This window comes from Micromonospora sp. RB23 (genome assembly GCF_053585025.1).
This window is the reverse complement of sequence record NZ_CM132111.1, coordinates 5183329-5200256: the sequence shown is the minus strand read 5'-3', so window position 1 is coordinate 5200256 and position 16928 is coordinate 5183329. Positions and strand designations below refer to the sequence as shown.

Here is a 16928-nt window from a genome sequence, read left to right as displayed (position 1 = left end):
TCTTGCCCCTCGGCGAGGGATGATCCTGACTCCGGGACCGAGGCTGCCGACAGCCGGCGGGCCGTCGCCCGCCTCGCGTTCGCCTATTCTCGGGTGGTGCGGGATCGACGCGTGGTGCTGCTCTGGGCGGCGTTCGTCGTCGTCGCGACGGTGTCCTGTGTGCTCGTGCTGACCCGCGACGACCGGCTCTCCGACCTGCACATCTACTACGGCGCGCTGTCCGATCTGCACAACGGTCGGCCGCTGTACGAGTACCGCGCCGCCAACGGCGGTCCGTTCACGTACCCGCCGTTCGCCGCTCTCGCGCTGGGGCCGATCACCCTCGTCGGCGAGGGCGTACTCCAGGGGATCTGGCTGCTCGCGACGTGCGCGGCGGTCGTCGCCGTCGCCGGGACGGTCGGTGTCGCGCTGGACGCCGATCGGTCCCGGCGGCCACTGGTCGTGGCGGTAGCGGCCACCGTGCTGATGCTCTCCGCGCCGGTGCAGAGCAACCTGCGTTTCGGGCAGGTCAGCATCTTCATCGTGCTGCTGGCGCTGCTGGACGGCATGGGTCTCGTCCCGCCACGGCTGCGGGGAGTGCTCGTCGGGGTGGCGGCCGCGATCAAGCTGACCCCGCTGCTGTTCGTCGTCTACTTCCTCGCCACCGGGCGCTACCGCGACGCCGGGCGTGCGGTGGCGACCTTCCTGGCCTGCGCCGGGCTGGCGGCGCTCGTGCTGCCCGGTGAGAGTTGGACGTACTGGACCGAGGCCGTCCGGCAGACCTCACGGATCGGCAACCTGGCCTCGTTGGGCAACCAGTCGGTCCACGGGATGCTGTTGCGCGTCGGCGTCGATGAGGCGGCCCTTCCCGTCCTCTGGGCCGCCCTGGTCGCGGCGATCTGCGGGGCGGCTCTCCTTCGCGCCCGCCAGTTGGCCGCGCGGGCCCGCCCCGGCCACGCCGCCGTGCTCGTCGGCTGCGCCACGGTGGCCGCGTCCCCGGTGTCCTGGACCCACCACCAGGTGTGGCCGGTGCTCGCCGCGATGCTGCTGGTCGGCGCGTCCGGCATCACGCAGCGGGTGGCCGGCGTGGCGCTGCTCGCCACCATGGTCGTCTCGCTGGGGGCGGTCCTCGGGCCGGTGTCGACGCGGCCCGGCGTGCAGTTCCTGTTCGAGAACGCCCGCACCGTCGGGACGTGCCTGCTGTGCCTGGCCGGCTTCGGCGGTGTCGCGGTTGCCGCCGCCCGGGGCAACCGTCGCCCGGCCGCGCGCCGGGCCTGGCTGCGGGTGGGCGTCACGGCCGCGGTGGCCCTCGCCTTCTTCGCCGTGCAACCGCTGCCCGCCGGGGCCGACCCGACCTTCAAGGCGTACGCCCTTGACGACGTGGCCAACCCGCGATACTTCTTCGTCTGTCGGGGTTCGGCCGAGTGCGCGGCCTACGCCACCGACGCGCCGGTCACGTTCGGCACCCGGGCGGAGAAGACAAAGGTACGCGTCAACGGCGTGGTCTCCACCCGGGTCGCCCGACTGGAGTACTACTCCGCGCCGGGCGGCGCACCCCGGAGCATCCCCCTGCTGGCGGCCTACCCCGGCACCCGGACGTTCTCGTTCCGGTCGGCCAGCATGGCGCAGGGCCGGTTGGTGGCGTACGACGTGGACGGTCAGCCGATCGCCAGTTACGACGACGAACTGGCCGCCGCCCTCCGGACAGCCACCCGATAGGTGGTCACCGGAGGGCGGCGGTGCTCAGCGGGTGGCTGCGGCCAGGGCGGCGCGCAGCTTCTCCGCGTCGCCCGGCGCCGGGTGTTCCCAGTCGGTCGGGGTCGCGGAGTAGAGCGTGCCGTACGCCGGGGTGTCCGGCTGGTAGCGCCAGCCCTCCGCGAGCGGGCCGACGTCGACCGCGTCGTACCCGATCCGGTCGAGGAAGGCAGTGACCTCGGCCTTCGCGGCAGCGTCGTCGCCGGCGACCGCGAGAGCGCTGCGGTCGGCGGCGCCGGACGGCCGGGCGAGCGCGGCCAGTCCCCTGAAGTAGATGTTGTTGAAGACCTTGACCACCCGCGACTCCGGCAGGTGCCGCTGGAGGAGTTCGCTGCTGGTGGTCTCGCCGGAGTCCAGCTCCGGGAAGTTCCCGTCACGCTGCGGGTAGTAGTTGTTGGTGTCGATGACGACCTTGCCGGCCAGCGGCTCCACGGGCACCGCCCGGTACGCCTTGAGCGGCACCGTGACCACCACCAGGTCACCGACCTGCGCCGCGTCCTGCGACGTGCCGGCGCTGGCCCGCTCGCCCAGCTCGTCGACCAGGTCGGTGAGCGTCTCCGGCCCGCGCGAGTTGCTCAGCACCACGTCGTAGCCGGCGGCCACGGCCAGCCGGGCCACCGTGCTGCCGATGTTGCCACTGCCGATCAGTCCCACAGTTGTCATGCTGCTTCCCAACTCCGTCCACCCACGACGCATTCCCGACCGGTGCGGTGGGTTATTCCGGTTGCCGGACGCCCGGTGGCGGCCTGCCGTGCCGCCATGTGCTGCCTCGCCGGGAGTCGCGACCTTCGCGGCGCGTAACGCCGGGCCGCGCCGCGGGCCGGTCCTGCACAACGTACTGCCCACACGTGTCGCCCGGCCGTCTTCCGAGAATCGCTCCACCCTCCGGTGACCGCCCCCGTCCCCGGCCACCCCCCGGCTTTCCGGCCCGCCGGCTCCCGGTGATCAAGGGGTTGGCGTCATCGATCGGCCGATTCCTGACGCGAACCTCTTGATCACCAGGCCAGGGGTGAGGTGGGGCGGAGCCAGGGGGGAGTTCAGGCGGGGAGGATCTTTTCGATGGGAGTGCGGAGGTCGTCGGGCTCGACCGTCGGGGCGAAGCGGCCGGCGACCGTGCCGTCCGGTGCCACCAGGAACTTCTCAAAGTTCCAGCGGATGTCCCCGGTGTGCCCGTCGGCGTCCGGGGTGTCCACCAGCGCCGCGTAGAGCGGGTGCCGATCGGGCCCGTTGACGTCGACCTTCTCGGTCAGCGGAAACGTCACGCCGTAGTTGACCTGGCAGAAGTCGCTGATCTCGGCGGCGCTGCCCGGCTCCTGCCCCGCGAACTGGTTGCACGGCACGCCCACCACGACGAGGCCACGCTCGGCGTACGTGTCGGCGAGGCGCTGGAGGCCGGCGTACTGCGGGGTGAGGCCGCAGCGGGAGGCGACGTTGACGACCAGCAGGGCCTTGCCGCGGTAGCGGGCGAGGTCCGCGGGGCCGCCGTTGAGGGCGCCGATCGGGATGTCGAAGACGGTCATGGACCGAGGTTACGCGCCAGGCGTGGGCCTACCGGGGCGGGTCGTGACCGCCGGTTCCCCGCGCCAGGAGAAATCGAAAGATGGACATCTTGACGGAGTGATGACGGTGTGAGTACCGTCTCACCATCTCTTTTGGAAAGTTTCCTAACAGTACGGGAGACGCCTCATGAAAAGATCGCTCCGCCGGGCCCTCTGGGCCGGCGCCGTGGTCGCCGTGACCGTCGCGGCGGTGCCGATGACGACCGCGTTCGGCGCCGGCACGGTCACCACCACGTTCGCCAAGGCGCAGGACTGGGGGACCGGTCACGAGACGAAGGTGACCGTCACCAACGGCACCAGCGCCACGGTCGCCACCTGGCGCATCGAGTTCGACCTGCCGTCCGGCACCACCATCAGCAGCGCGTGGGACGCCGACGTCACCAGCAGCGGCAACCACTACGTCGCGGTCAAGAAGAGCTGGGCCGGCGGTCTCGCCCCCGGCGCCTCGTTCAGCTGGGGCTACAACGGCACCGGCGCGTACAAGGCGCCGCTGAACTGCACCGTCAACGGCGCGCCCTGCGGCGGCGGCACCCCGACGAGCCCACCGACCACGACCGCGCCGCCCACCACGGCGCCCCCGACCACCGCGCCGCCCACCACGGCACCGCCCACCACCGCGCCCCCGACCACCACCCCGCCACCCAACACGGGCGGTAAGAAGGTCGTCGGCTACTTCGCCGAGTGGGGCGTCTACGGACGCAACTACCACGTCAAGAACATCCAGACCAGCGGCTCGGCCGCCAAGCTGACCCACATCCTGTACGCCTTCGGCAACACCACCGGCGGTCGCTGCACCATCGGCGACAGCTACGCCGACTACGACAAGGCGTACACGGCGGCGGAGAGCGTAGACGGCGTCGCCGACACCTGGGACCAGCCGCTGCGCGGCAGCTTCAACCAGCTGCGCAAGCTCAAGGCGCTCAACCCGCACCTCAAGGTGATCTGGTCGTTCGGTGGCTGGACGTGGTCCGGCGGCTTCACCCAGGCCGCGCAGAACCCGGCGGCGTTCGCCGAGAGCTGCTACAACCTGGTCGAGGACCCCCGCTGGGCGGACGTGTTCGACGGCATCGACGTCGACTGGGAGTACCCCAACGCCTGCGGTCTGAGCTGTGACACCAGCGGCCCGAACGCGTTCAAGAACGTGATCGGCGCGCTGCGGTCGAAGTTCGGTTCCAACGCCCTGGTCACCGCCGCCATCACGGCGGACGGCAGCAACGGCGGCAAGATCGACGCCACCGACTACGCCGGCGCGATCGGCAACCTCAACTGGCTCATGCCGATGACGTACGACTACTTCGGCGCGTTCAACGCCCAGGGCCCCACCGCCCCGCACTCGCCGCTGACGTCGTACACCGGTATCCCGCAGCAGGGCTTCAACTCCGACGCGGCGATCCAGAAGCTCAAGAGCAAGGGCATCCCGTCCAGCAAGCTGCTGCTCGGCATCGGCTTCTACGGCCGCGGCTGGACCGGCGTCACGCAGGCCGCGCCGGGCGGCAGCGCCACCGGCGCCGCGCCAGGCACCTACGAGGCGGGCATCGAGGACTACAAGGTCCTCAAGAACACCTGCCCGGCCACCGGCACGATCGCCGGCACCGCGTACGCCAAGTGCGGCAGCAACTGGTGGAGCTACGACACCCCGTCGACCATCAACGGCAAGATGACGTACGCGAAGAACCAGGGCCTCGGTGGCGCGTTCTTCTGGGAGCTCTCCGGCGACACCAGCAACGGCGAGCTCATCGGCGCCATCAAGGGCGGTCTCGGCTGAGCCGAGCGCCGACGCACCACCCACACGGCGGGGAGGGGCCCGCACCGCCCCTTCCCGCCCGTGCCGTAGCGGCCCGGTCGACGCCACGCGTCGGCCGGGCCGCCGGCCTTGGGCGGGTCGGGTCCGATGTGGCAGACTCGCGGCTCGGCAGGTCTCGATTTCCCGTTCGACGGAGGTGGTCATGCGTCCGATCCACCGCGGGCTGGCGATGACAGCCGCCGCATTCGTGCTGCTCCCGGCCGTCCTCGCCGGCTGCGGGGCCGACGGCGACGACGCCGAGGAGCAGACCGCCACGCCCCAGCGGGCGCCCGCCGAGGAGGCCGCCGCACGCTCCCGCGAGCGCGTGCAGGCGTACCTCGACGCGATGACCGCCAAGGACGTCGCCGCCGGCCGCAGTCAGCTCTGCGCCGTGCTGCACGGCGGGTTCGACGCCGCGGCCACCGGCCCCAACGGCGACTTCGCCGACCACTTCCAGGTGCCCCAGGCGACCATCACCGACGTCCGGTCCGGTCAGCGCGGCCAGGAGGTCAGCGTCTCGGTCTCGGTCACCGCCGGCAAGAGCAAGATCACCCGGCCGCTGGTGTTCACCGTCACACGCGACGGCGGCGACTGGTGCATCGCCGGTGAGGCGCCGGGCGGCCGTCCGGCCACCAGCCCCGCACCCGCGTCCCCCTCACCCGCGTCCTGACCGACCTGGGTGGGATCGACCTCCCACTTGCCGGAACCGTCACCCTCGCCGCCCGGTCACCCGCGCGGTCGCCGTACGCTTTCTGTCATGCGCCATGAGTGGCATCAGCTGAGCCATCCCGCGGTGGGTAGCCCGGGCCTGCAGACCAGCCGTCCGACCGTCGACTCCGCCGAGGACGCCGCCCTCGGCCTGGACCGCTGGCGGGAGCTGCCCCGCGAGCAGGTCCCACCGTGGTCCGACCCGGCCGCCGTCGCCGAGGTCTGCAAGGTGCTCGACACCGTGCCGTCGGTCGTCGCGCCCTACGAGGTCGACCAGCTCCGGCAGAAGCTGGCGCTGGTGTGCGAGGGCAAGGCGTTCCTGCTCCAGGGCGGTGACTGCGCGGAGACCTTCGCCGACAACACCGAGAGCCACCTGCTGGCCAACGCCCGCACCCTGTTGCAGATGGCGATCGTGCTCACCTACGGCGCGTCGCTGCCGGTGGTCAAGGTCGCCCGGGTCGCCGGCCAGTACACCAAGCCCCGCTCGCTGCCTACCGACGCCCGCGGCCTGCCCGCGTACCGCGGCGACATGATCAACTCGCTGGAGGCCGATCCCGCCGCCCGCCTGGCCGACCCGCAGCGCATGATCCGGGCGTACGCCAATTCGGCCGCCGCGATGAACATGCTGCGGGCGTACCTGGCCGGCGGGCTCGCCGACCTGCACGCCGTGCACGACTGGAACAAGGGCTTCGTGCGGACCTCCCCGGCGGGGGAGCGCTACGAGGCGATCGCCCGGGAGATCGACCGGGCGTTGGCCTTCATCCGGGCCTGCGGGATGACCGACGACGAGGCGCTGCGGACCGTCACCCTCTACTGCTCCCACGAGGCCCTGGCCCTGGAGTACGACCGGGCGCTCACCCGGGTCTCGGACCGCCGGGCGTACGGGCTGTCCGGCCACTTCCTCTGGGTCGGTGAGCGCACCCGGCAGATCACCGGCGCGCACATCGACTTCATCTCCCGGATCGCCAACCCGATCGGCGTCAAGCTCGGCCCGACGACCTCCCCGGACGAGGCGATCGAGCTGTGCGAGAAGCTCAACCCGGACAATGTCCCCGGCCGGCTCACGCTGATCAGCCGGATGGGCAACCACCGGGTCCGCGACGCCCTGCCGCCGATCGTGTCCAAGGTCACCGCCTCCGGCGCGAAGGTGGTCTGGCAGTGCGACCCGATGCACGGCAACACCCACGAGTCCTCCAACGGCTACAAGACCCGGCACTTCGATCGCATCGTCGACGAGGTGCTCGGCTACTTCGAGGTGCACCGGGGCCTGGACACTCACCCCGGCGGCATCCACGTCGAGTTGACCGGTGAGGACGTCACCGAGTGTCTCGGCGGCGCCCAGGGCATCGAGGACCTCGACCTGCCCGACCGGTACGAGACCGCCTGCGATCCGCGGCTGAACACCCAACAGTCGCTGGAGCTGGCCTTCCTCGTGGCGGAGATGCTCCGAGGCTGAGGCTGAGGCTCGCTGTCGAACAAGGATGACCGTGGCCAGGTGCGCGAGACCCGCGACCGGCTGCCGAAAGGATGACTGTGGCTGAGCTTGTTGACCTGCGTTCCGACACGGTGACCCGGCCGACCGCCGGGATGCGCGAGGCGATGGCCGCCGCCGAGGTCGGTGACGACGTCTACGGCGAGGATCCCACCGTCAACGCGCTGGAGGCGGAGGTCGCGGCGCTGTTCGGCCACGAGGCGGCGCTGTTCGCCCCGAGCGGGTCGATGGCCAACCAGATCGCCCTGCAACTGCTCGTGCCGCCCGGCGAGGAGCTGCTGTGCGACGCGGACGCGCACGTCGTCACGTACGAGATCGGCGCCGCCGCCGCGTACGGCGGAATCTCCTCGCGGACCTGGCCGGCCGTCGGCGCGGACATCGACCCGGAGGTGGTCGCCGGGATGATCCGTCCGGACGGCTACTTCGCCGTACCCACCCGCGCGATCGCCGTCGAGCAGACCCACAACCGGGGTGGGGGCGGCGTGATCCCGCTGGCCACTCTGCGGGAGCTGCGCGGTGTCGCCGACGACGCGGGGGTGGCGCTGCACTGCGACGGCGCCCGGATCTGGCACGCGCACGTCGCCGACGGGGTGCCGCTGACCGAGTACGGCCGGCTGTTCGACACGCTGTCCGTCTGCCTCTCCAAGGGGCTCGGCGCGCCCGTCGGCTCGCTGGTGGTCGGCAGCGCGGAGAAGATCGAACGGGCCCGGATGATCCGTAAGCGGATGGGTGGTGGGATGCGGCAGGCCGGCATCCTCGCCGCCGCCGGCCGGTACGCGCTCGCGCACCACATCGACCGGCTTGCCGAGGACCACGTGCGGGCGGCCCGGCTCGCCGAGGCGGTCGCGCCGTTCGGGGTGCTGGCCACCACGGTCCGCACCAACCTCGTTCCGCTGGACCTGACCAAGCACGCGTTGGACGCCCGCGCCCTGGCCGCTGCCGCGCGCCAGGAGGGCGTACTGATCTCGGTGCTCGGTCCCCGTACCGCTCGTCTGGTCACCCACCTGGACCTCGACGACGACGCGGTGACCCGCGCCGCGACCGCCCTGACCAAGGTCCTGTCCGCCTGACCGACATGCCCGCGTTGATCAAGAGCTTCGCGTCAGATTCCGGCTTCCGGATGACGCGAACCTCTTGATCACCTCGAAGGGTTGAGGCGGTTCAGGGTTTCTATGTCGGCGGCGTGGCCCAGCTGCTTCTCGCTCGGGGTCTCCACCACCACGGGGACACCGGCGGTGGCGGGGTGGGCCATCAGCTCCGCGAAGGCCGGCTCGCCGATGGTGCCCTTGCCGATGTTCTCGTGCCGGTCCCGGGTGGAACCGCACAGATCCTTGGAATCGTTGGCGTGCACCAACCGCAACCGGTCGGCTCCCACGGTGGCCACCAGCGTGTCGAGGGTCGCGGTCATGCCGCCCTCGGCGGCCAGATCGTGCCCGGCCGCCCACGCGTGGCAGGTGTCGAAGCAGACGCCGAGCATCGGATGCCGGTCCACCGCGTCGAGGTACGGCCCGAGCTGCTCGACCCGCGAGGCGAGGGAACGCCCGCCACCGGCGCTCGGCTCGACCAGCAGCATCGGTCCGCCGGCCTCGGCCGTCCAGTCGAGCAGGGGCAGCAGCTCCCGACGAACCTGCCGCATCGCCTCCTCGGCGTACCCCTCGTCGACCGAACTGCCGGCGTGGAACACCACCGCCCGCGCGCCGATCGCCACGCCCCGGCGCAGCGCGTGCGCCAGCGTCAGCGCCGACTTCTCGACGGTGGCCGGCGTGGGCGAGCCCAGGTTGACCAGCAACGAGGCGTGGATGAACGCCGGGATGCCCCGCTCGGCGCAGCCGTCGCGGAACAGCGCGTCCTGCGCCGGATCGCCCGGTGGCAGCGCCCAGCCCCGCGAGTTGGAGACGTACACCTGCACGGCGGCTGCGCCGGTCGCGTCCACGTACGGCAGGGCGGCCCTGGCCAGCCCGCCGGAGGTCGGGGTGTGCGCGCCCACCGGCCGCGCGGTGTTCGCCGTCATCAGAAGCACGTGAGGGTGACCGGGGTGCCCGGGGGCACCTGCGAGTTTTCGCCCGGGGCCTGGATCCGGACCGTGGCGTTCGGGTTGAACGCGATCGTCACCGGGTAGCCCTGGCTCTCCAGCACCTGCTTGGCCTGCTGGCAGGGCAGGTCGATCACCCGGGGCACCACGACCAGCGGCGGGCCCTTGCTGATCTCCAGCTTGACCTCGGTGCCCTTCTCCACGCCCGCGCCGTCGGCCGGGCTCTGGCCGAGGATCTCGTCCTTGGGCTTGTCGGAGTCCTTGAAACTCTCCACCGGGACCAGACCGAGCTGGCCCAGTTTGGTGCGCGCCTCGGTCAGACTCTTGCCCACCAGGTTCGGCACCGTCACCGGCGCCCGGCCGCGGCTCAGGATGAGCGTGATCTTCGTGCCCGGCTTGACCTCGGCGCCCACCTTCGGGTTGCTGTCCAGGACGACGCCGGCCGGCAGGGTGTCGTCATAGCGGGGGGAGCCCTTGGCGACCACCAGTTGGGCGTTGACCAGATCGGCCTCGGCCAGCTCGTACTCCTTGCCGATGACGTCCGGCACCGGGAAACGCTCCGGGCCCAGCGAGAGGGTCAGGGTGATCGTGCCGCCCTTGACGATCTTGCTCGACGACGCCGGGCTCTGCCCCAGCACGCTGTCCTTCGGGGCCTTCTCGTCGAAGCGCGGCTCTCCGTACGCCAGGGTCAGGCCGGCGCGTTCGGCCTGGGCCTGCGCTTCGGCCTTGTTCAGGCTGACCAGTTGCGGCGCGGACGTGTAGCGGCCGACGCCGAACCACCAGCCGCCGAGCGCGGCCACCAGGCCCAGCGCCACGACCACGGCCCCGAAGGCCAGGCGACCCTGAGAAGTGCCCAGAATCCTGGTGCGCAGCTCGGCGAACCGGGCGGCCAGACCTTCCGCGGGCTCCGGTGCGGCCCGCCGGCGGCCCGGACCCTGGCTACCGCCCTCGGGCAGCCGCGCCCAGGTCGGCCGCTGCGCCGGGCGGATCGCGGCGACCATCATGGTCGGCTGAGAGGCCGGCGGCTCGTCGGTGACCCGGCGCAGGACCGCGGTGCTGCTGCTGTTCACGTTGCCCAACTGGTCCCGGGCCACCTGGACCTCAGTCAGCAGCGCACCGGCGTCGGCGGGCCGGGCGGACGGGTCACGCCGTGTGGCGCGCTGCACCAGAGCGTCGAGGGCCGGCGGCAGGCCGGGCACCAGCGTCGAGGGCGCCGGTACGTCCCGGTCGACGTGCTGCCAGGCGACGTCCACGGGACGGTCCCCGTCGTACGGCACCCGACCGGTGAGCATCTCGAACAGCACGATGCCGGCGGAGTAGACGTCGGTACGCGGATCGGCCCGACCCTCGGTGACCAGCTCCGGGGCGACGTACGCCACGGTGGCCATGAGTTGGTTGCCCTGCTCGTCGTCGGCGCTGGCCTCGACGGCGCGGGCGAGCCCGAAGTCGGCCACCTTGACGACGCTGTCCACCAGGTTGGCGACACCGCCGGTGGGCGCCTCGGCGACCAGCACGTTCTCGGGCTTGACGTCGCGGTGCACGAGTCCGGCACGGTGCGCGGCGGCAATCGCGGCGAGCATCTGCTCGGTGATGGCCAGCGCCTCGTCCGGGTTGAGCCGGCGTCGTTCGGCCAGCACGTCGCGCAACGTGCGGCCGCGGACGTACTCCATCACCAGGTACGGCAGGCCGGCGTGGGTGCCCTGGTCGTAGACCGCGACCACGTTCGGGTGGGTCAGCCGGGCGATGGTCTTGGCCTCGTCGGTGAACCGGGCCACGAAGTTCGCGACCCGGGCCCGCGCCTCGGGCGCCTGGGTCGGGTGAATGATCTTGACCGCGACGGTGCGTTCGAGGCGCTCGTCGGTGGCGGTGTACACGGTCGCCATGCCACCACGGGCCACGCGACCGCGAATGCGGTAGCGCCCGTCGATCAGCGAGCCCAGCAACGTGTCGGCGACCTGTGTGTCCATCGGCAGGGAGTCTATGTGTCCAGGGGGTGGAAGTTGAACAGGATGCTACAGCCCGCGGACGTACCGGTCCGTCCCGTCGTGGCCGTCAGCCCGGCGCCGCCCCTGATCCGCTGCTCACCGACGGTCCTCACCAGCGGATGCGGGCCGTTCGTGCGGGGTGCCGATGGTCTCCGCCGGCGACGGCGTGGCAGGGTGATCGGGTGACCGAATCCGTACCCGACCCCGAGCTCGCCGGCCCCACCGACCCGTCCGGCTGGCTCACCCTGCCCGACGTCGCCGAGCGGCTCGACGTGTCGATCAGCAAGATCCACCAGATGATCCGCGACCGGGAGCTGTTGGCGGTCCGCCGCGACGGCGTACGCCGGATACCCGCGGACCTGGTGGCCAACGCGACAGTTCTCAAGCACCTGCCCGGTGTGCTCAACCTGCTCGCCGACAACGGCTACGACGACGAGGCGGCCATGCGCTGGCTCTACGAACGGGACGACACGCTGCCCGGCGACACGCCCGCCGCGGCCCTCTCCGGCGACCAGGCCCGCGAGGTCAAACGCCGAGCCCAAGCCCTCGGCTTCTAATCCCCCCCACACCGCCCACCCCCCCCGGGCTCCCACCTCGTCGATCATGAAGTTGTCGCCTGTCGGCACGGCGTGTCGCAGCGATAACTTCATGATCAACGGGGAAGGCGTGGTGCGCGCGGGGCGGGGTTCAGTCGGCTCGGCGGGTGGCGGCTATGGCCAGGTCCACCAGGGCCTGGCGGGCTTCGGTGTCCAGGTCGACGGCGGCCAGGGCGGCCAGGGCGCTGTCGGTGAGCGTCACGATGCGCTGTTCGGTGCGGGTCAGGGCCCCGCTCGCGTGGATCAGCTCGCGCAGGCGGGCCACACCCTGCTCGTCCAGGTCCGGGTTGCCGAGCTGACCGAGCAGCAGCTCCCGACCCGCGTCGTCGGTCGTCTCCACGGCCGCCGCCACCAGATAGGTGCGCTTACCCTCGCGCAGGTCGTCACCGGCCGGTTTGCCGGTCTGCGCCGGGTCGCCGAAGACCCCCAGCACGTCGTCGCGGAGCTGGAACGCCTCGCCCAACGGCAACCCGTACGCCGAGTACGTCGTCCGGATCTCCTCGCCCGCGTCGGCCAGCGCGGCGCCGAGCAGCAGCGGACGCTCGACCGTGTACTTCGCCGACTTGTAGCGGGCAACCTTGCCGGCCCGCTCCAGCGAGGTGTCCCCGGTGGCCTGGGTCAGCACGTCGAGGTACTGCCCGACGGTGACCTCGGTGCGCATCTCGTCGAAGACCGGCCGGGCCCGGGCCAGCGCCCGCAGGTCCAGGCCGGCGGAGTGCAGCAGCTCGTCGGACCACACGAGGCACAGGTCGCCGAGCAGGATCGCGGCGGCGTCGCCGAACCCGTCCGCGTCGCCACCCCAGCCAGCCGCCCGGTGCTGACTGGCGAACCGCCGGTGCACCGCGGGCTCGCCCCGCCGGGTGTCGGAACGGTCCATCAGGTCGTCGTGGATGAGGGCGCTGGCCTGCACGAACTCCAGTGCCGCGAGCGCGGTGAGAACCTCGTCGCCGTCCACTCCGCCGGCGCCTCGGAATCCCCAGTACGCGAACGCCGGGCGGAGGCGCTTGCCGCCACCGAGCACGAACGCCTCGATCGCCTCCGCCACCGGTAGGAGGGCCTGGTCCACTAGGGCCAACCGGGCCCGCTGGCCGGCCAGGAACTCGGTGAGCGCCTCGTCGACCCGCTGCCGCAGGCCGGCGCGGTCGACGGGGGACACGGGAGCAGCATGGGTCACGCCACGACGCTAGCGGTTCCCCACGCCCCGCGCCCCACCGCCACGCGTAGTCCCGCCGGGCCGTGGACCGGCGCGGCCCCCACCTGCCCGCCCGGTCGGCCGCGCAGCCGTCGCGCCGCGCCGGCCCGACGCACCGGCCGCTGACCGTCCGGTCCGCCGGGTGCGCGCGGCCGCCTCGGCGAGCACCACCGGCGGTACGTCCAGCACGACGGCGAGCCAGCCGAGCCAGAACGCACCGGGTACGCGTCGCTGCCGCTCCCACCGGGACACCTCGTGACGGCTCAACGTGGGGACGCCCGCCGCGGCGCACAACTCGGTGGCGGCCCGCTGTTGGCTCCACCCCCGGGCCAGTCGATGCCGGACCAGCAGCGGCCCGAGCTGCGTGCGGTACGGCGGTGCGGGCGAGATCATGGGTCCTCCCGGCGGGTCGACGCGGTGACGACCTGCCCGGGCAACGGGCCGGGCGCACCTCGGCTGCGTGACCCCCACGCCGGAACCGGGCCGCCCCCGCCGCCCCTTCCGCGCATCCCATTCCTACCCCCGGGGTACGACGACTTCCCCCGCCCCGCCGCGCCGCCTGCTCGGGACCGGACAACTCGTCCACGACGGTGGGAAGCTCCTGGGTCCCGACGGCGCCGCCCGCTAGAGTCGGGTCGTGGCGCTCGGTCTTCCCTCGGTACTCCCCAATCCGCAGCCGGCGATCGGGGCGCTCATCCGTGACCGTCAGCCGACGTTCTCGTTCGAGTTCTTCCCGCCCAAGACCGAGGCGGGGGAGCGGCTGCTCTGGCAGGCGATCCGCGAGCTGGAGTCGCTGCGTCCGTCGTTCGTGTCGATCACCTACGGCGCGGGCGGTTCGACCAGGGACACCACCGTGGCGGTGACGGAGCGGATCGCCACCGACACCACCCTGTTGCCGATGGCCCACCTGACCGCCGTCAACCACTCGGTGGCCGAGCTGCGGCACGTCATCGGACGGCTCGCCGGGGTGGGCGTGCGTAACGTGCTGGCCGTGCGCGGTGACCCGCCCGGCAACCCGGGCGGCGAGTGGGTCCGGCATCCCGAGGGCGTCGACTACGCCGAGGACCTGGTCCGGCTGGTCCGTGACTCCGGCGACTTCAGCGTCGGTGTGGCGGCCTTCCCGTACAAGCACCCCCGCTCACCCGACGTCGCCAGCGACACCGCGCAGTTCGTCCGCAAGTGCCGGGCCGGCGCCGAGTTCGCGATCACCCAGATGTTCTTCGAGGCCGACGACTACCTGCGCCTGCGTGACCGGGTGGCCGCCGCCGGCTGCGCCACCCCGATCCTGGCCGGGGTGATGCCGGTGACCCAGATCGGCACCATCGAGCGGTCCGTGCAGCTCTCCGGGGCGCCCTTCCCGCCCGCGCTGGCGGCGCGCTTCGAGCGGGTGGCCGACGATCCGGAGGCGGTGCGCCAGCTCGGCATCGAGCAGGCCAGCGAGATGTGCCGCCGGCTACTGGACGAGGGCGTCCCGGGAATCCACTTCATCACCCTCAACCGGTCCACCGCCACCCGGGAGGTCTGGCAGAACCTCAGGGCCGGCGCGCGGGTGTGAACGGGGAGTCGGCGACACCTGATGCCCGGCACGACGGTTGATCCCCAGGTGGGCACACAGCTGAACTGGGACCAGTACGCCACGGCGTGGGCGCGGCTGCACGGCGGGTTCGACCCGCGGGTCGCCGCGCCGGTGGTGCGCGCCTGGCTGCGGTTCGCCTACCACGTCGGGTACGTGCTGGGCCGGCTGCGGGTCGGCCCCACCCCGGTCACCGTGGTCGGGGTGCTGCTCTGCTTCTGCGTACCGTTGCTGGCGACCCGGCCGGGCGACGGCCCGTTTCTCGGCGCGTTGTTCGTGCTGCTCGCCGCCGTGGCCGACAGTGTGGACGGCGCCGTGGCGGTCGCCACCGCCCGCACCACCCGGCTCGGCTACGTCTACGACTCGCTGGCCGACCGGCTCGGCGAGGTGGCGTGGCTGCTGGCGTTCTGGCTGGTCGGCGCGCCGGGCGGGCTGGTCGTCGCGGCCGGGGCGCTGTCCTGGCTGCACGAGTACGTGCGAGCCCGCGCGGTGTCCGCCGGGATGCGCGAGATCGGCGCGGTGACCGTCGGCGAGCGACCCACCCGGGTCTCGGTCGCGCTGGCGGGTCTGGTGGTCGCGGGGCTGGCCGGTCTGATCGAGCCGGACCTGGCCGCCGGCACCATCACCATGGCGACCGCCGTGTGGGTGCTGCTCGCCGGCTTCGGGCTGGGACAGCTGCTGTCCACCGTCCGCCGCGCGCTCCTCGACGCCGGCTGAGCGACCACGCCGGCTGAGCGACCACGCCGGCTGAGCGACCACGCCGGCTGAGCGACCGGGCCTACCAGGCGGGACCGATCTCCTCGGCGACGATCTGCGCGGAGAGGGTCACCATCGGCAGTCCGCCGCCGGGGTGGCTGGAGCCGCCCACCAGCCACAGTCCGTGCGCCGGGCCCCGGTTGGCCGGGCGGAGCAGACCGCCGGCGGTGCCGTAGATCGCGCCGCCCGGCGCTCCGGTCGCGGCGTCCAGGTCGGCCGGGGTGCGCACCTCGCGGAACAGCAGCCGGTCCCGGACGTCCACGCCACGCTCGGCCAGGACGTCCAGGATGCGGTCGGCGTACGCGTCGGCCAGCCCGGGGCGTCGCCAGTCGACCGCGCCCGCCGCGGTGCCCTGCCGGGCGGCGTTGACCAGCACGAACCACGCCTCGTGGCCGGCCGGGCGGACCATCGGGTCGTCGGCCACGGTGACGAACACCGTGGGGTCGGCCGCCGGCCGGGCCCGTACGCCCCGACCGGGGTCGCCGAAGACGGCGTCGAACTCGGCGTCGTAGTCGCCCGGGAAGAAGACGTTGTGGTGGGCCAGCCCGGTGCTGCCGGAGACGCCGAGCAGCAGCACGAAACCGGCGAGGCTGCGGTCGGTCAGTCCGGCCAGCCGGCGCGGGTGCGGCAGCAGGTCCCGGTAGACGGTGAGGGCGTCGGTGTTGGCCACCACCACGTCGGCGGGCACCGGCGCGGCGACGCCCGCGAGGCGTACCCCGTGCACCCGGCCGCCGGTCGCGTCGATCCGGGTGACCCGGGTGTCGGTCTGCACGACCACGCCCAGGTCCAGGCAGCGGGTCAACAGCGCGTCGGCGAGCGTGCCCAGCCCGCCGCGCAGGTACCAGCCGCCGAAGGCCAACTCGGCGTAGGGGACCGCGACCAGCGCCGCCGGCGCCCGGCGTGGGTCCGCGCCGGTGTAGGTGGCGTACCGGTCCAGCAGCATCCGCAGCCGGGGGTCGGAGAGGTGCCGGCGGCCCAGGCCGCGCAGGGTGCGGCCCGGCGCGATGGCGGCCAGGTCGCCCAGCCGCCAGGCCAGCGAGGCCAGGTCACGGGGGGAGTCGACGGTACGGCGCAGGATGTCCCGCGACGACGCCTCCCACACCCGCGCGGCCCGGCGCCACAACCGCTGCCAGTCGGCGGCCGCCCGGTCACCGAGGGCGGCCCCGATCCGCGCGGCGAGCTCCGCCGGGTCGGCGCACGAGTCCAGGGCCGGGCCGCCGCCGGGAAAGACGTGCCGGACGATCGGGTCCAGCGGGACCAGGTCCAGGTACTCGTCGAGCTTCGCCCCGGTCGCCTCGAACAGGTCGTGGAACACCTCGGGGAGGGTGAGCAGGCTCGGCCCGGTGTCGAAGTGGAACGTCCCGGCGGGGGTGTCGTGCGCGTACCGGCCGAGCTTGCCGCCGACCGTGTCGGCGGCCTCGAAGACGGTCACCTGGTGTCCGGTGGCGGCCAGCCGGGCGGCGGTGGCGAGGCCACCCACCCCGGCGCCGACGACCACGATCCGCGCCATGCCGTGCC

15 protein-coding genes are annotated in these 16928 nt (G+C 72.8%); 8 read left to right on the top strand and 7 right to left on the bottom strand.

Features of this window, described 5'->3' with window-relative positions; genetic code table 11:
* Positions 1–96 precede the first annotated feature (96 nt).
* The gene (locus tag ACTFTM_RS23550; protein WP_449562642.1) at positions 97–1698 is read left to right on the top strand and encodes a glycosyltransferase 87 family protein; all 1602 of its coding nucleotides are present in this window, start codon (positions 97–99) and stop codon (positions 1696–1698) included.
* 24 nt (positions 1699–1722) lie between these two features.
* Here the strand turns inward: ACTFTM_RS23550 and ACTFTM_RS23545 are convergent, their stop codons facing one another.
* Positions 1723–2397, bottom strand: coding sequence for an NADPH-dependent F420 reductase (locus ACTFTM_RS23545; protein WP_449562641.1), 675 nt, complete (start codon positions 2395–2397; stop codon positions 1723–1725).
* 374 nt (positions 2398–2771) lie between these two features.
* On the bottom strand, positions 2772–3254 hold the full coding sequence (locus ACTFTM_RS23540; RefSeq protein WP_449562640.1) for a glutathione peroxidase: 483 nt from the start codon (positions 3252–3254) through the stop codon (positions 2772–2774).
* Between the two features lie 166 nt (positions 3255–3420).
* On the opposite strand from ACTFTM_RS23540, the gene ACTFTM_RS23535 reads away from it, so the two are divergent.
* The 4 genes from ACTFTM_RS23535 to ACTFTM_RS23520 all read left to right on the top strand — a co-directional run bounded on the left by ACTFTM_RS23535 (position 3421) and on the right by ACTFTM_RS23520 (position 8346).
* Complete coding sequence (locus ACTFTM_RS23535) at positions 3421–5058, top strand: glycosyl hydrolase family 18 protein (RefSeq protein WP_449562639.1); 1638 nt, start codon at positions 3421–3423, stop codon at positions 5056–5058.
* Positions 5059–5239: 181 nt separating this feature from the next.
* Positions 5240–5746, top strand: coding sequence for a hypothetical protein (locus ACTFTM_RS23530; RefSeq protein WP_449562638.1), 507 nt, complete (start codon positions 5240–5242; stop codon positions 5744–5746).
* A gap of 87 nt (positions 5747–5833) precedes the next feature.
* Positions 5834–7240 carry a class II 3-deoxy-7-phosphoheptulonate synthase gene (locus tag ACTFTM_RS23525; protein ID WP_449562637.1) on the top strand — a complete coding sequence of 469 codons (1407 nt, stop codon included), beginning with the start codon at positions 5834–5836 and terminating at the stop codon, positions 7238–7240.
* 71 nt (positions 7241–7311) lie between these two features.
* Entirely contained in the window at positions 7312–8346 is a 1035-nt protein-coding gene (locus tag ACTFTM_RS23520) for a threonine aldolase family protein (RefSeq protein ID WP_449562636.1), read from the top strand.
* A 68-nt stretch (positions 8347–8414) separates the two neighbouring features.
* Here ACTFTM_RS23520 and ACTFTM_RS23515 read toward each other — a convergent pair whose 3' ends face one another.
* Positions 8415–9287, bottom strand: a complete 873-nt coding sequence (locus tag ACTFTM_RS23515; protein ID WP_449562635.1) for a deoxyribonuclease IV — start codon at positions 9285–9287, stop codon at positions 8415–8417.
* Positions 9287–11275, bottom strand: coding sequence for a Stk1 family PASTA domain-containing Ser/Thr kinase (pknB, locus tag ACTFTM_RS23510; RefSeq protein WP_449562634.1), 1989 nt, complete (start codon positions 11273–11275; stop codon positions 9287–9289). Before pknB ends, ACTFTM_RS23515 begins: the two co-directional genes overlap by 1 nt.
* Positions 11276–11475: 200 nt before the next feature.
* Between pknB and ACTFTM_RS23505 the strand changes: the two genes are divergently transcribed.
* On the top strand, positions 11476–11850 hold the full coding sequence (locus tag ACTFTM_RS23505) for an Rv2175c family DNA-binding protein (protein ID WP_449562633.1): 375 nt from the start codon (positions 11476–11478) through the stop codon (positions 11848–11850).
* 130 nt (positions 11851–11980) lie between these two features.
* Here the strand turns inward: ACTFTM_RS23505 and ACTFTM_RS23500 are convergent, their stop codons facing one another.
* Together ACTFTM_RS23500 and ACTFTM_RS23495 are read right to left on the bottom strand one after the other, a co-directional pair.
* Positions 11981–13063, bottom strand: coding sequence for a polyprenyl synthetase family protein (locus ACTFTM_RS23500; RefSeq protein ID WP_449562632.1), 1083 nt, complete (start codon positions 13061–13063; stop codon positions 11981–11983).
* A gap of 9 nt (positions 13064–13072) precedes the next feature.
* Positions 13073–13474: a helix-turn-helix domain-containing protein gene (locus ACTFTM_RS23495; protein ID WP_449562631.1), complete on the bottom strand. Its 402-nt coding sequence runs from the start codon at positions 13472–13474 to the stop codon at positions 13073–13075.
* Between the two features lie 244 nt (positions 13475–13718).
* On the opposite strand from ACTFTM_RS23495, the gene metF reads away from it, so the two are divergent.
* Both metF and ACTFTM_RS23485 read left to right on the top strand, forming a co-directional pair.
* On the top strand, positions 13719–14636 hold the full coding sequence (gene metF, locus ACTFTM_RS23490; RefSeq protein ID WP_433114255.1) for a methylenetetrahydrofolate reductase [NAD(P)H]: 918 nt from the start codon (positions 13719–13721) through the stop codon (positions 14634–14636).
* A 21-nt stretch (positions 14637–14657) separates the two neighbouring features.
* Positions 14658–15371: a CDP-alcohol phosphatidyltransferase family protein gene (locus ACTFTM_RS23485; RefSeq protein WP_449562630.1), complete on the top strand. Its 714-nt coding sequence runs from the start codon at positions 14658–14660 to the stop codon at positions 15369–15371.
* 61 nt (positions 15372–15432) lie between these two features.
* Here ACTFTM_RS23485 and ACTFTM_RS23480 read toward each other — a convergent pair whose 3' ends face one another.
* Positions 15433–16920, bottom strand: coding sequence for a phytoene desaturase family protein (locus tag ACTFTM_RS23480; RefSeq protein ID WP_449562629.1), 1488 nt, complete (start codon positions 16918–16920; stop codon positions 15433–15435).
* Positions 16921–16928 lie beyond the last annotated feature (8 nt).